This window comes from Microcoleus sp. AT9b-C3 (assembly GCF_036705485.1).
Classification (GTDB): domain Bacteria; phylum Cyanobacteriota; class Cyanobacteriia; order Cyanobacteriales; family Microcoleaceae; genus Microcoleus.
This window is the reverse complement of sequence record NZ_JAUBUR010000016.1, coordinates 102,609-119,194: the sequence shown is the minus strand read 5'-3', so window position 1 is coordinate 119,194 and position 16,586 is coordinate 102,609. Positions and strand designations below refer to the sequence as shown.

The 16,586-nt window shown below is 47.0% G+C and carries 5 protein-coding genes; 4 read left to right on the top strand and 1 reads right to left on the bottom strand.

Features of this window, described 5'->3' with window-relative positions; translation table 11 throughout:
• Positions 1–6: 6 nt before the first annotated feature.
• From QUB77_RS16315 to QUB77_RS16300, 4 genes are all read left to right on the top strand, one after another.
• A complete protein-coding gene (locus QUB77_RS16315; RefSeq protein WP_333174142.1) occupies positions 7–3,249 on the top strand; it encodes an amino acid adenylation domain-containing protein in 3,243 nt (1,080 codons plus the stop codon).
• A gap of 134 nt (positions 3,250–3,383) precedes the next feature.
• Positions 3,384–9,140, top strand: a complete 5,757-nt coding sequence (locus QUB77_RS16310; RefSeq protein ID WP_333174145.1) for an amino acid adenylation domain-containing protein — start codon at positions 3,384–3,386, stop codon at positions 9,138–9,140.
• A gap of 297 nt (positions 9,141–9,437) precedes the next feature.
• On the top strand, positions 9,438–13,778 hold the full coding sequence (locus QUB77_RS16305) for an amino acid adenylation domain-containing protein (protein WP_333174148.1): 4,341 nt from the start codon (positions 9,438–9,440) through the stop codon (positions 13,776–13,778).
• 79 nt (positions 13,779–13,857) lie between these two features.
• Positions 13,858–15,018, top strand: coding sequence for an aldo/keto reductase (locus QUB77_RS16300; RefSeq protein WP_333174150.1), 1,161 nt, complete (start codon positions 13,858–13,860; stop codon positions 15,016–15,018).
• A gap of 318 nt (positions 15,019–15,336) precedes the next feature.
• Here QUB77_RS16300 and QUB77_RS16295 read toward each other — a convergent pair whose 3' ends face one another.
• On the bottom strand, positions 15,337–16,377 hold the full coding sequence (locus QUB77_RS16295) for a tetratricopeptide repeat protein (protein ID WP_333174152.1): 1,041 nt from the start codon (positions 16,375–16,377) through the stop codon (positions 15,337–15,339).
• Positions 16,378–16,586 lie beyond the last annotated feature (209 nt).

The window sequence follows — 16,586 nt, the reverse complement described above, 5'->3', positions numbered from 1 at the left end:
TTAGAAATGCAAAACGAAACAATCGAAGGGTTTAGACTTTCTCCACAACAACGACACCTGTGGGGGTTACAGCAAAATAAAAGCCAACAGACTTATCGCGTTCGAGGTGCAATCTTAATTACAGGAAACCTCGATCGAGAGATGCTTAAAAAGGCGCTGCAAAATGTCGTAAATCGGCACGAAATCCTGCGGACTAGCTTTCACTGCTTGCCTGGGATGACACTACCCCTGCAAGCGATCGCCAGCACTGGTGAAGTTCCTATCTCGGAACACAATCTGAGCGGTTTGTCTCCCGAAGAACAAGAAGCTAAAATCGCAGCGCTTTTTCAGCAACTAAGTCTGCTTCCTTTTGATTTTGAGCGCGGCTCGCTTTGGCATATCTCTTTAGTCACTCTGGCCCAAGACAAGCACCTATTGGTGGCGAACTTCTCTGCCTTAATTGCAGATAGTGCCACCCTGAAAAATTTCACCCGCGAACTCAGTCTTTCCTACTCAGCCTGTGTCTGTCCAGAAGAACCAGCCGATGAGCCAATGCAATATGCCGATATTGCTGAGTGGCAAAATGAGTTACTCGAATCAGAAGAAACGGCAATCGGCCAAGAATACTGGCGAAAGCTGAACATTGAATCTTTCGATTTATTAACGCTTCCTTGGGAAAAGAAGAATGCAGAAGCGGAATTTAAGCCGCTAGTAGAAAGGGTGGAAATTCGGGGGGATTTGTTAAACAGCCTGGAAGCGATCGCTCCAAAACACAAAAGCGATATTTCTGCCTTCCTGCTGACTTGCTGGCAAATTCTCATTTGGCGGCTTACCAGAGAGCAAAACCCGATAATCGGCGTAGCGATTGACGGCAGAAAATATGAAGAATTAGAACACTCTCTGGGGCTGCTGTGCAAATACTTACCCCTACAATGCCCAGTGGAAGACGAGTTAAATTTCTCACAAGCGAGGCAGCAAGTTGAGCTTAATCTCAACGAGATGTACAACTGGCAAGAATATTTTAGCTGGGAAGAAATCCTAGAAAACGAAAAAAACAGTAGCTTTTGGCCCGTCTGCTTTGACTTCCAAGGAGAACCTAAGAACTATGGTAATTCAGACGTTTCATTTTCCCTTGTGCGACAAGATGCCTGCCTAGAGCCATTCAAACTCAAGCTCTCCTGCCTCCGCCTGTGCAATTCCCTAAGCGCTGAATTTCACTACGATTCCGCTTTATTTGGTGCGGCAGATATAAAGCGCTTGTCAGAACACTTTCAGGCGCTTTTAGAAAGCACAGTCAAAAATCCAGAAGTCGCTATCAGTCAGCTAGACATACTCAGCGATCGCGATCGTCACCAGCTTCTCGTCGAGTTCAACCAAACCCAGAAAGATTACCCGACAGACAAATGCGTTCACCACCTTTTTGAAGAACAAGCCGATCGCACTCCTGATAATATTGCCGTTGTTTTTGACAACCAAACAATCAACTATCGAGAACTTAACGATCGCGCCAATCAACTCGCCCATCACCTGCAAAACTTGGGAGTTTTGCCCGAAACAATTGTGGGAATTTGCGTCGATCGCTCTTTAGAAACAATCGTAGGAATGCTGGGCGTACTAAAAGCAGGTGGCGCCTATTTACCCATCGATCCAACGACCCCAATAGAGCGTAAAGCGCTAATGCTAGAAGACGCTCAGGTGAAGGTTTTGCTCGTACAAAAGCGGCTCATCGAAAGCTTACCGAAAACTCAGGTAAATATTGTTTGCATCGATACAGACATTCCCACTACTTCTGCCTCTTACACGCCTCGCGCCTCTTCTGACAATTTAGCTTACGTCATCTATACTTCTGGTTCCACTGGCACGCCCAAGGGAGTCGCGATCGAACACCGGCAACTGCTCAATTACCTGTACGCTATTGAGGAAAAATTAAACCTGCCATCAGGTGCCACTTTCGCCACTGTTTCAACCTTCGCCGCCGACTTAGGAAACACAGTGATTTTCCCCGCCCTTTGTTTCGGCGGTTGCCTGCATATTATCTCCCAAGAACGCGCCACCGATCCAGAGGCACTGGGTGAATATTTCCGCCGCCATTCTATCGATTGCCTCAAGATTGTTCCCTCGCACCTTGCTGCTCTTTTAAATTCCTCTCAACCCAAGTCTATTTTGCCTGCTAAACGGCTTATTTTAGGAGGTGAATCAGCCAACTGGAGCTTAATTAAAACACTTCGCAATCTTGCTCCCAGTTGCTCAGTATTCAATCACTATGGGCCAACTGAAACAACTGTAGGTGTCCTGACTTATCAAGTGGAATTTGATAAAACTGGGTGCGATTTTGACACAGTTCCACTCGGTCTTCCGATTGCCAACACTCAGATTTATATCTTAGATTCTTACTTGCAACCAGTGCCGATAGGCGTACCTGGTGAACTGTACATCGGCGGTGATAATTTGGGACGCGGATATCTTAACCGCCCTGAATTAACCGCAGAAAAATTTATTCCCAATCCCTTGGACACGCAAGCAAAGACGCGACTGTACAAAACCGGCGACTTGGCTCGCTATTTGCCAGACGGAAACATCGAATTTATCGGGCGAATTGACGGCCAAGTAAAAATTCGCGGTTTCCGCATTGAATTGGGAGAAATTGAGGCCGTGCTGGGGCAACATCCAGATATCGCGCAGGCTGTAGTTGTGGCGCGGGAAGATGCGCCTGGTGAAAAGCGCCTCGTGGCTTATTTGGTTTCCGAGCAGAAACAAGCACCTACCCACAAGGAAATTCGCAATTTTTTAACGTCAAAATTGCCGGAGTACATGGTGCCTTCTGCTTTTGTGATACTCAAAAGTTTGCCTTTAACTTCTAACGGAAAAGTAGACCGACGATCGCTGCCCGCACCTGATGAAATGCGACCGGAGTTGACACGAAACTTTGTCGCGCCTCGCACAAATATCGAGGAAGTTTTAGCCGCTATCTGGGCTGAAGTTCTCAAACTTGAAAAAGTCGGCATTTACGACAACTTTTTTGAATTAGGAGGGCATTCCTTATTAGCAACTCAAGTTATTTCCAGAGTGCGCCAAGCATTTCAGGTCGAGTTGCCTTTGCACCGTTTATTTGAGTCGGCCACTGTCGCCGATTTTGCTGTAGCGATCGCCCAAAAGCAAGTCGAACAAACAGACAATGAAATGCTCGCTCAGGTGTTAGCAGACCTCGATCAACTGTCAGAAGCACAAATTCAGGAAATTCTCGCCGAACAAGGAGTCAATCGATTTTAGATTTTAGATTTTAGATTTTAGATTGACCCCACGGATAAATGCTCTTTCTTGAGGATTTGAGATTTGAGATTTGGGATTGATTCCACGCATAAATCCGGGGCCTTGTACCACCTTTGAAATTCTATTGTCAGCAAATGAGTGATTTAATCGAACGCATCGCGACTCTTTCTCCCCAAAAGCGCGAGTTGCTGTTGCAGCGACTCAACCAGAAAAAAGAAAGCGTTTCGCTAGCAAAAATTCTGCCTCAAAGTCGAGAGTCTAACACTTTTCCTCTGTCGTTTGCTCAACAGCGGTTGTGGTTTTTTGAGCAACTAACTCCAGGCAACTTTACCTATCACATCCTCGCCGGCGTGCGTTTGACGGGAACACTCGACGCCAGAGCCCTCGATCGCAGTCTCAACGAACTTGTCAAGCGCCACGAAGTTTTGCGAACGGCTTTTAAGACAATAAACGGGCAACCCGTTCAGGCGATCGCTTCCCATCTGGAATTGAAGATTTTAGAAATAGATTTGCGATCGCTTCCTGAAACTGCACGCGATCGCGAAGTTGAACGGTTAATCGCCGCAGAAGCAAAGCTTGCTTTCGACCTGTCACAAGCACCCTTATTGCGTGCCAAATTGCTGCAATTGAGCGATTCAAGCTGGGTGCTGCTATTGAGTACGCACCACATCATTTCCGATGCCTGGTCAATGGGAATATTTATCCAGGAACTCGCCACGTTTTATCAAGCCTTTTCCACTGGCAAACCTTCTCCCCTTCCCGAACTGTCGGTACAGTACGCAGACTTTGCAACTTGGCAGCGCCAGTGGTTGCAGGGAGAAGTTTTAGAGACGCAGGCTGCTTACTGGAAAAAACAGCTCGGAGGCAATCTCCCTGTATTAAATTTGCCAACCGATCGCCCCCGCTCGGCAGTACAAACCTTCCGAGGTGCCGTGCATAAATTCACCATTCCCAAGGCAATCGCAGAGGAAATCGCCCAATTAAGCCAGCGGGAAAAAGCTACTTTATTTATGACCCTATTGGCAGCGTTTAAAACGTTGCTCTATCGCTACACCGGGCAAGAAGATATTTTAGTCGGCTCCCCCATTGCTAACCGCAACCGACGCGAAATCGAGGAAGTAATTGGCTTATTTGCTAACACCTTAGTTTTCCGCACCAATCTGTCGAGCAACCCGACTTTTAAAGAGTTATTGGGCCGCGTGCGAGAAGTAGCTCTCGGCGCGTATAACCACCAGGATCTACCCTTCGAGAAACTGGTAGAAATCGTACAGCACGAACGAGATTTAAGTCATAACCCGCTATTTCAAGTATTGTTTTCTCTGCGAAATGTTCGGACGCCGCAGATAAAATTGCCAGGAGTGACGTTGAGCAATTTAGAAATAGAACAGAAAACGGCGAGATTTGATTTAGCGCTTGACCTGGAGGAAGGATTAGAGGGCATTAATGCAACGCTTGAGTATAGCCAAGATTTGTTTGATGCTAGCACTGCACGGCGGATAGCCGGACATTTTATAACCTTACTAGAAAGTATAGCTACCAATCCCGAACAGCCCATTTCAAATTTGCCAATCTTGACGAAACCTGAACAGCAGCAACTGCTGTTTGAGTGGAACAATACTCAATCGGAAATTCCGAAAAATCAGTGCGTAAACGAATTATTTGAAGCGCAGGCAGAGCGGACGCCGGATGCGATCGCTGTCGTCTTTCAAAATGAATATCTGACTTACCGGGAACTGAACAAAAAAGCAAATAATCTCGCAAGTTACTTGCAAAAAATCGGTGTCAACCCAGAAGTTTTGGTGGGAATTTATGTCGATCGTTCCCTAGAAATGATGGTAGGGCTTCTCGGCATTCTCAAAGCCGGTGGCGCTTATGTTCCCCTCGATCCAGCCTATCCACCAGAGCGCCTGGGATTCATGCTGGAAGACGCGAAAATTTCAGTGTTACTCACTCAGAAAAAGCTATTAGAAAGCCTGCCCAAAAATAGCGCCTCCCTCGTGTTTCTGGATGCAGATTGGGAAGGCATATCGAGCTGCGGCGGGCCAGTCGTGGGTTTACAAAATTCCTCCAATTTAGCCTATGTCATCTATACTTCAGGCTCAACAGGTAAACCCAAAGGAGTGCAAATTTCCCACGCATCTGCCGTTAACTTCTTGAATTCTATGCGCCAACAACTCGCGATCGCAAACCGAGATGTTTGGCTAGCAGTAACATCCTTATCTTTTGACATTGCAGCGCTGGAACTGTTCCTGCCTATTACAACAGGTTCTCGCGTTGTTGTAGCCAGCCGAGAAGTGGCATCTAACGGGGAAAAGCTTTTAGAAACATTAACAAATTCTGGGGCGACAGTCATGCAAGCTACTCCAGCCAGTTGGAAAATGCTTTTAGCAGCAGGATGGCAGGGAAACCATCAATTAAAAATACTGTGCGGGGGAGAAGCTTTACCGCGACAACTAGCAAATCAGTTGCTTTTGCGCGGCGCTGCTGTGTGGAATTTATACGGCCCTACAGAAACCACTATCTGGTCTACTCTCTATCAGGTCGATCGCAAAGATGAATCAGTTTCCATCGGTCGCCCGATTGCTAACACTCAAATTTTCATCTTAGACAGCTATTTAATGCCGGTTCCCGTTGGCGTATTTGGCGAACTGCACATCGGCGGTGCCGGCTTATCTAGAGGCTACCTAAACCGACCGGAACTGACAGCAGAGAAGTTTACTCCTAACCCCTTTGCAGAGGACCCAATTCATGCTTCATTCATCCTTCATCCTTCATCGTTTATTCTTTCAGAACGCCTCTATAAAACCGGGGACTTAGCTCGCTATCTCCCAGATGGAAACATTGAATTTATGGGACGAAGCGACCACCAGGTGAAAGTTCGCGGATTTCGCATCGAATTAGGCGAAATTGAAGCGGTACTCAGCCAATACCCAGCCGTGCGAGAAGCGATCGCACTGGTTCGAGAGGACAATCCGGGCGACAAGCGTTTAGTAGCTTATATCGTTGCTAACTCAGAACTCCGGGCCGGACACGGGGACACTGCTCCTACGCATTCAGAATTTATTAATCACTTGCGCGTCTTTCTCAAACAAAAACTGCCGCAGTACATGGTGCCGTCAGCGTTCGTGCTGTTGGAAGCGATGCCTTTAACGCCTAACGGAAAAATCGATCGGCGATCGCTAAGAGCACCTGACACAAACACAGCGGAATTCGAGAGCAATTTGGCCGTGCCTCGAACTCCCGACGAGCAATTAATAGCAGAAATTTGGGCTGAAGTTCTCGGTTTAGAGCGAGTGGGAATTCACGATAACTTCTTTGAATTGGGAGGGCATTCGCTATTAGCCACTCAAGCGATCGCGCGTTTGCGGGAAGCGTTTAAAATTGAATTGCCCCTGCGCGTCTTATTTGAATCGCCAACAGTGGCAAGTTTGAGCTCGCGCATGGACCAAATCAGCAGCGAGCAAAAACAGGAAGCACCCCCCATCGATCGCGCACCGCGAGGCCCAGAATTGCCCCTTTCTTTCGCACAACAGCGCCTCTGGTTTCTCGATCGATTGCAACCGGGCGATCCAGCTTACAATATCCCCGCAGCCGTGCGCTTGAAAGGGGCGATCGACATGACAGCATTAGAGCGCAGTTTCCAAGCAGTTATCAATCGCCACGAAGCCTTACGGACAACTTTTGGCGCGGTGGAAGGGCGGCCCATTCAGTTGATAATTCCCGAACCTACTTTCGCCCTCTCAGTTATAGATTTGCAGCACTTTCCTCAATCTCAGCGAGAAGCAGAAGCTATGCGACTCGCCGCCGAGGAAGCGCAACAACCTTTTGACTTAGCAAACTGGCCATTAATGCGAGTCACTTTGCTACAGTTAGGCGACACAGAATTTATCTTATTGCTAACCATCCATCACATCGTTGCAGATGGCTGGTCTCTTGGGGTACTCGTGCGGGAAATGGCAACGCTCTACGAAGCTTTTTGCACTGGCAAACCCTCCCCACTTCCCGAACTTTCAATCCAATACGCCGATTATGCCGTGTGGCAGCGAAACTGGCTCTCAGGGGAAGTTTTAGAAGAAAAACTTGCCTATTGGAAGCAACACTTAGGCAATCCCTTACCAGTGCTGCAACTGCCTGCCAAACAACCGCGCGCCGCTGTTTCTACCTATCGCGCTGCCCTTCAACCTTTCCAGCTTTCCCCAAGCCTTTCGGCAGCGCTCAACAAGCTGAGTCGCCAACAAAATGTCACCCTATTTATGACGTTGCTAGCTGCTCTTGAAACGCTGCTATATCGATCGACAAATCAGGATGACATGGTGGTCGGCACCGACCTCGCCAACCGCACCCAATTGGAAACAGAAGCTCTGATTGGTTTCTTTGTCAATATCTTGCTTTTGCGCGGCGATCTCAGTGGCAATCCTACTTTCATTGAATTGCTCGATCGCGTGCGCGAAGTCACCTTAAAAGCCTACGCTCACCAAGATTTACCCTTCGACAAATTGGTCGAGGAATTGCGGCCCGAGCGCAGCCTGAATCAAACACCGCTCTTTCAAGTCTTATTCGTCATGCAAAATATGCCCATGCCTGCTTTAGAGCTAGGCGGGTTAACTTTGACACCCTTAGAAATTGACAGCAAAATTGCGAAATTTGATTTAGTTCTCTTCGTGGGAGAAACCGAGCAAGGAATTGCAGGCACTTGGAAGTACAACACCGACCTTTTCGATGCCGCCGCCATCGAGCAAATGTCCGGTGGTTTTGAAACCTTACTCAACAGCATTGTGGCGGAGCCCGAGACTCGGTTAAATAACTTAGAAATTCTCACAAAAGCGGAAAAAGAACAACAAGCAATGCAAGAAGTCAAGCGCCAAAAGCTGAATTTTAGCAAGTTTAAGAGTGTTAAACCGAAAGTAGTCACTCTGCCAGAAGGCGAGTTGATCAAAACCGAATTTCTCCAGCCTGGAGAACTATTGCCCCTAGTCGTTAAACCCGCTGCCAGCGATGTCGATCTCATTGATTGGGCGAAAAACAACCGAACATCGATCGAGACAAAATTGCAGCAACACGGTGCAATTTTGTTTCGAGGCTTCACCAAACCCTTAGTTTCTACTTTCGAGGAGTTTGCCTTGGGGATTTGTCCGCAACTGTTCGGCGAGTACGGAGATTTGCCGCGCGAAGGAATCGGCGGAAAAGTTTACGGTTCGACCCCTTATCCCGCCGACCAAACCATCTTCTTTCACAACGAAAGTTCGCACCTGCACCGCTGGCCAATGAAAATCTGGTTTTTCTGCGTTCAACCCGCGCAGTCAGGCGGCGAAACCCCGATCGTTGATTGCCGGAAAGTTTACCAATTGCTCGACCCCAAACTCCGAGAAAAATTCGCCCAAAAGCAACTGATGTACGTCCGCAATTACACCGACGGACTCGATGTAAGCTGGCAAGAATTTTTCAAAACGGCGCATAAAACTGAGGTGGAACAATATTGCCGTCAAGCAGGCATAGAATTTGAGTGGAAAGAGGGAAATAAGCTCAGAACTCGCAAGCGGAGGCCGGCGATCGCCCAGCACCCAAAAACTGGAGAGATGGTATTTTTTAACCAACTTCCTTTGCACCACATTTCCTGCTTAGATCCCGCCGTCCGCAACTCCTTATTATCTGTCTTTGGAGAAGGAAACCTGCCTCGCAATGTTTATTACGGCGACGGCACTCCCATTGAAGACTCGGTAATGGCAGAAATTCAGGCCGTCTATCAGCAGGCAACCGTTAGTTTCCCTTGGCAAGCTGGCGACATATTAATGTTAGATAATATGTTGGCTGCTCACAGTCGCAATCCATTTGTCGGGCCGCGCAAAATTGTGGTAGCGATGGGCGAAATGATCGGTGAGGCAGAGATTTAAAAGCTGATTTGTATCCCGCCAAATTCGGCTTTATCCGACTCTGCTAGGAAGTTAGAATTCCAGTATTAGCCACTTCAACGCCTTTCCCATAGTCTGTTTTAACTGAGATGTTGCACCATTCTCAATTACTTGTTTAGGAACAGGCAAGATGCCTGTTCCACAAGAGAGAAATTTTATTGTGGAACAGGCATCTTGCCTGTTCTTGACAATGGTACAAGATGTGAGTTTTAACCGACTTGAGCTATAAGCTTTGGACTTAAGTCCCTGGCGATCCTAAAACATAAAGCAATATAACCAATGCAAACAATTAATGGATTTCGGCTTTCTCCTCAACAAAAATATCTGTGGCTGTTGCAACAAGATAGTCCCGCTTATCGCGCTCAATGTGCGATTTCGATCGAGGGCAATCTCCAAGCAAATGCCTTAAAAGAAGCGCTGCAAAAAGTCAGCGATCGCCACGAAATTCTGCGGACGAGCTTTCAGCGACGTTCTGGGATTAAATTTCCGATTCAAGTCATCGGCGATCGCAGCTTAATTTCCTGGCAGATCGTTAATCTCGAATGCTTGACCCCGCCAGAACAAGCGGCTAAAATCCCTGAAATTTTTCAAAACGAAAAGCGCTCATCTTTCAACTTAGATCAAAATCCAATTTGGCGCTTATCCTTAATTTCTCTATCAGCAAACAGGCACATTTTGCTTGTCAGCCTGCCTTCCCTGTGCGCCGATTCCCGCACCGTCAAAAATCTAATTCGAGAAATTAGCCAGTCTTATGCAGCTTGCTTGCAAGGTGAGGAACTGGCCGACGAAGTGGTGCAATATGTCCAATATTCGGAATGGCAGAATGAATTGATTGAGGATGAAGAGGCGGCAGAGGGCAAACAATATTGGACCGATCGGGATTACTCGGCGCTAGCGAGTTTAAGATTGCCTTTTGAAAATAAAAAACTCAGCGCCTCCGATCCATTTGAACCGAATTTTTTTGGGGTTAAAATAGAACTGAGTTTACTAGAAGAAATAGAAGCGATCGCCCGCCGCTACGATACCTCAATATCTGCTTTCTTTCTAGCTTGCTGGAAAACGTTGCTCTGGCGGCGGTTGGGCAAGGCAGAAATCATTATTGGCACCGCCTTCGACAACCGCAAATATGAAGAATTAGAGCCAGCACTCGGTCTATTTGCCAAGTTTTTACCGCTTCGCAGCCAACTGCAAGAAAATTTTACCTTTCAAGAATTATGGCAGGAAATTCAGCAATCCCAAAGCGATGCTTATAAATGGCAGGAATATTTCAACCGGGAAGATATAAACGGATCGGCTGGATTTCCATTTTGTTTTGAGTTTGAGGAACAACTAGAAAAGTATGCGGCGGCTGGCGTATATTTTTCAATTTACCAGCAATATATCTGCGGCGATCGCTTCAAAGTTAAACTTTCCTGCGTGCGCCGAGAGGATGCTCTCATCGCTGAGTTTCACTACGATCCGGCATTGATAGGGGAACAAGCGATCAAATGTTTAGCAGAGCAATTCTACACCTTAATAAAAAGTGCAGCTAATCACCCAGAAACCGCTCTCGGCGAGTTGGAAATTCTGAGCGAGATCGCCCGCCACCAAGTCTTAGTTGAGTTCAACCAAACACAGAAAGATTACCCAAAAAACAAGTGCATTCACCAGCTATTTGAGCAACAAGTGGAGCGCGTACCCGATCGCCTTGCGGTTATCTGTGAAAATCAGCAACTCACCTACCGGGAACTCAACGCCCGCGCCAACCAAATCGCTGATTACCTACAACAATTAGGAGTTAAATCCGAAGGATTAGTCGGAATTTGTGCTGAGCGATCTGTGGATGCGATCGCCGGACTGATCGGCATTCTCAAAGCAGGCGGCGCGTACTTGCCACTCGATCCGGCCATGCCAAAAGAGCGCCTCGCCTTGATGTTGCAGGATGCCGGAGTGGCAGTGCTATTAACGCAACAACAGCTAATCGAAAAATTGCCAAAAACTCAGGCAAAAATCCTTTGCTTAGACGCAGAAATTCCCTCTGTATCCCCCTCTCCCTCTCCTCCTCTCTCTCCTGAAAATTTAGCTTATGTCATTTATACTTCCGGTTCCACTGGCACGCCAAAGGGAGTGGCAATTGAACACCGATCGCTCGTCAATTACCTTTACAGCATTCAGGAACAGCTAAACCTGCCATCAGGTGGCAGTTTCGCAACCGTTTCTACCTTAGCAGCAGACTTAGGAAATACAGTAATTTTTCCAGCTTTATGTACGGGAGGAAGCCTACACATAATTTCCCAGGAACGAGCCACCGATCCAGAGGCGATCGCTGCTTACTTTCAGCAGCATTCCATTGACTGTCTCAAAATCGTTCCCTCCCACCTAAAAGCTTTATTAACCGCTTCTAATCCAGCCCAGGTTTTGCCGAAAAAGCGATTAATCCTTGGCGGCGAAGCCTTAAGTTGGAATTTGCTCGAAACTATTGAGAAATACGCCCCAGACTGTTCAGTCTTCAACCATTACGGGCCAACAGAAGCAACCGTAGGCGTGCTGGCTTATCCCATCAAAGACCGAGAAAATTGCATTTCTGAGACAGTTCCTCTCGGTCGCCCTATCAATAACGCGCAGATTTATTTACTTGATTCGCACTTGCAGCCAGTTGCCATTGGCGTGTGCGGCGAGTTATACATCGGCGGTGCTTCTTTAGCTCGCGGCTATCTAAACAAACCCCAATTAACAGAAGAAAAATTCATCCTCAACCCCTTCGACGCCGAACCAGGAGCGCGTCTGTATAAAACCGGAGATTTGGCTCGGTATTTGCCGGATGGAAATATTGAGTTTTTAGGGCGGATCGATAGCCAAGTTAAACTGCGAGGGTTCCGCGTTGAATTGGGGGAAATAGAAGCAGCGCTATCTCAACATTCCGCTGTGCGCGAAGCAGTAGTTTTGCTACTGGAAAATGAACCTGGGAATCAGCGCTTAGTGGGTTATGTTGTACCCGCGAGGGAATCAGCGATCGCTATTAACGAGTTGCGGTCATTTTTAAAAGAAAAACTGCCCGACTACATGGTTCCTTCTGCTTTTGTCGTACTGAAAGGATTGCCCCTCACGGCTAATGGAAAAATAGACCGGCGGGCGCTGCCAGCGCCGGAGGCGGCCAGAGCCGATTTAGCAGATACTTTTGTCGCTCCTAGCACTCCCATTGAGAAAATGCTGGCTGAGATTTGGGCTGAGCTGCTAGGGGTGGAAAAAGTGGGAATTTATGACAATTTCTTTGATTTGGGGGGACATTCATTACTGATTACTCAGTTGCTAGCAAAGGTAAGAGATTCTTTCCAAAAGGAATTGCCCTTGCGCCGTTTCTTTGAAGCGCCTACCATCGCTGCTTTAGCAAAGAATATTGAGGTGAAGGATGGGGCGGATTCTGCGGGCGATCGCACTGCAAGTTTCGATATTAACGCTGAAGTTGTTTTAGATCCGGCAATTCGCCCTGCAACTCCATTGAGCGAGGCAAAAACTGAACCAGCTTGCATTCTCTTAACAGGGGCGACGGGCTTTTTGGGAGCCTTTTTACTCCGCGACCTCTTGCAACAAACTCAAGCAGAAATTTATTGCCTAGTCCGTTCTGCCGATTCAGAATCAGCCAAAAAGCGGATTCAAAGCAGCCTCGAATCCTATTTAATTTGGGATGAAAGCAGCAGCGATCGCATTATCCCAATTGCTGGAGATTTGTCTCAACCACTTTTGGGGCTTTCCGACGAGCAGTTCCGAGTTTTAGCCAGTAAAATTGATGTCATTTACCACAATGGCGCGTTTGTCAAGTTTACTTATCCCTACTCGGTTCTCAAACCCGCTAACGTTTTGGGGACGCAGGAAGTTCTGAGATTGGCGAGTCAAAGTAAGCTAAAACCAGTCCATTTAATTTCTACGATTTCCGTGTTCTCGGCAATGGGAGAATCTGGAATTAAGGTGGTGCGAGAGGAGGATGAACTCACTGCGGGAGAGGGTCTCAAAGGCGCTTACACTCAGACTAAATGGGTGGCAGAAAAGTTAGTAGAGGTGGCGCGCGATCGCGGCATTCCTGTTAGCATTTACAGGCCCGGCCGCATTTCTGGGGACAGCCAAACAGGGGCCTGCAATCCCAGTGACTTACTGTACAGGTTAATCGCTGGTTGCGTGCAACTTGGATGTGCGCCCGATGACGATAAGCTGATGAATGTAGCGCCTGTTGACTATGTGAGCCGAGCGATCGTTCATCTTTCGAGCCAAAAAAAATTGCTCGGAAAGACTTTTCACTTAGTCAACCCTCAGTCTTTTCAGATGAGTGAATTGCTAGGCTGGATTTCCTCAATGGGTTATCCAATCAAACCAGTTTCGTCTGAGGCTTGGCAAGCAGAAGTAATCAATCGCGCTGGATATTCTCCAGAAAATGCGTTGTATCCGCTTGTCGGTCTTTTCTCCGAAAAAGTTTCGGACGCAGAAATGCCTAAATCGGCGACGCTGAAATTCGATTGCCAGAATGCGTTGAAGGGGCTTTCTGGAACAAATATTATCTGCCCGCAAGCGGATGCGAGTTTGTTTCGGACTTATTTTTCCTATCTGGTCGATCGCCAGTTAATAGAGGCTCCCAAACATCTGGTCTAAAAATGTAGAGGCGCGAGCGATCGCGTTTCTACTTCGCTGTATTTTAGGATAATTTTCAATGAAGGAGGGCTTAAACTTAATGAGTGTTAGCTTAGAAAATAGTAATGCGATCGCAGGCAGAGCTACCGCAGAAGGAACGCGGCGTTACAGGGAACGGCACAAAAAAAACTGTGCAGCCGATCACTTCCGAGAAGCTGGTTCGCTCGTTGCCAGCTCGATTGGAATTGGCACTTACCTTGGCGAACCAGATGAGTATACTGACACTCTTGTGGCGTCCGCTGTAGTTGAATCGGTTCGGCGGGGTGCCAACGTAATTGACTCAGCAATTAACTACCGCTACCAGTACGGAGAGCGGAGTGTCAGCAAGGCTATCCGCCGTCTCCTGGAATCGGGAGAGGCTTCAAGAGATGAACTAATTATCTGTACGAAAGGCGGCGTTGTTCCGCATCCAACTCCCAACCATGTAGACTGGTTTTATCAGCAGTACGTCGAGCCAAACAACTCTAATGTCAGCATGGCAGATTTGGCCCAGGAGCGTTACTGCATCCACCCAGAATACATTCAAGATCAGCTTAATTGGAGCCTCGCCAACCTCGGCATTGAGACAATCGATGTCTACTATCTTCACAATCCAGAAAAGCTACTTTCTCAAGTTGAACCCGATACTTTTTACAATCGGTTGCGAGAGGTTTTTGAGGTACTTGAAGGTGCGGTTTTAGCTGGAAAAATTGCTAATTACGGTGTGGCAACTTGGAATGCTTTTCGCGTACCTCCAACTGAAAGGTACCATATCGATCTGGCGCGTGCGAAGTCCATTGCTGGGGAAGTAGCTGGGAACAAAGAGGATGGGTTTCGGTTTATCCAGCTTCCTTTGAATATGGGGATGCCGGAAGCGGTGCTAACTCCAACTCAAACAATCGAAGGAGAACAAGTTTCAGTATTGGAAGCTGCCGATCGCTTAGGCATTTGGGCGATCGCCAGTAGGTCGATCTGTGAAGCGCAGGTTATCGGTCAGATCCCAGAAAAGATTGCTTCTGCCTTTGGCGATCGTTTGCGAACAGACTGCCAGCGGGCGCTCCAATATACCCGCAGCGCCCCTGGCCTCCTGAGTGCCCTTGTAGGGATGAAAGCGCCAAAACATATAGAAGAGAACCTAGCCCTTGCTGCTGTCCCGCGGCTTGGGAGAGCAAGCTTTCAGGAACTTACTGATTCAATTGTTCAAGTGTTAAACGGAAATTGAAGTTCCCATTGCCGGAGAACGGTTGAATTTAAAATCTTGAAGGGCGTTACCCAACCTTACCTCTTTTCTGTCACTCTCGGAGTATTAAAATAAAAGTGTGAAAAGATAAAAATGCTACAAATGAGGCATAGCAATGAATGTAGGGTTACAAGTTCTCAAACAGTTGGCCAGAGACGCATAATCAACAATCAGAATGATATAGCAATCCTTTAGTTTCAGTTAATGTTTATGGAGCTTCGGTACTTAGTGTGCTACAATCGGATATTATTGTAACATTTTAGCCGACTAAGTACCGAAGATCCTTGATTACTGACTAAATCAATCATTAATAAATTCACCTTCACAGATAATCGAGTCTCGGTTCTCCAAATCTTCTTGATTCCAGACCGCGTTTAATGCTGCGGAACTTAAGGAAGTTGACATCGTATTTAATGTTGTGTTGTAGTATTCGGCAGCATTATTAAGTTCTACCTGTGGCGCTTCCTTGAAGTATGAATTAATATCAGGCGTACAACGCTGGGCTTGGTAGTATAAATAAGCTTCCGCATTAATGCACATTACATGGTAAAAATCCTTATTTGCTGCCGTGACATCTCCCAGTTTATACAGCGCTAAACCCCGGTTCAGATAAGCTTTAACATAGTTCGGATCTAGTTCCACTGATTTGTCAAAGTCTTCAATTGCAAGCTGCATTTGTTTTAATTTATAGCGAACGCAACCTCTGTTATAATAGGCATAAACATTTTGTGGATCGATCGCGAGTGCTGTGTTGTAATCTGCCAGCGCCTGCGTATTGTCTCCTAATTGGTGGTAACAGAGACCTCGATTTATGTAAGCTTTGATATATTTGGGATTCAACCGCAGCGTTTCGTTAAAGTTTTCCGTTGCTGCCTCTTTTTCTCCCAAAAGGTAGTAAGCGCGCCCCCGGTTGTAATAGGTTTTATAATTGTGGGAATTGAGAGAGAGAGCTCGATTGTAGTCTTCTATTGCTTCTTCGTAATTTCCTAAATTAGCAAGTACAAGTCCCCGGTTGTTGTAGATAGCGTGGCTGTTAGGCTTATTTGCTAAAGCACAGTTTAGATCGTCAATGGCTTTTTCGTGTTCTCCGAGATGACGCCAAGCATTGCCTCGATTCAAGTAAGCCTCGAAGAAATTAGGATTGATATCTAGGGCTTGGCTGAGGTCGGCGATCGCTTTTTGGTAGTCTTTCATGTAATAGTAAACCAAGCCGCGATTGTTGTAGGCTTTGGCATCGGCGGGATTGAGTTGCAGTATGCGATCGAAATCGTCGATCGCCGCTTCATAGTTTCCTTTCTTAGCGCTGTGCAAACCACGCTTGTAAAATTGTTTGAGGTTCATAGGTCAACTTTCAGGATTGCTTGATGCTGGGGGTTGATTCCTGTGCAGTCAGTTTTGAGTTCGACAGCCGTTAATCGGTTGAAAGAGCCTCCACACGCAGTCAGAGTAACTCTTAAATGATTCCCGGCAATCTACCCTAGACAGGATTTTTGGTTTATTTTAACAGTAGTTAAATCCTGTTGAAAGGCTCTGCACATCGGCTGGATTGA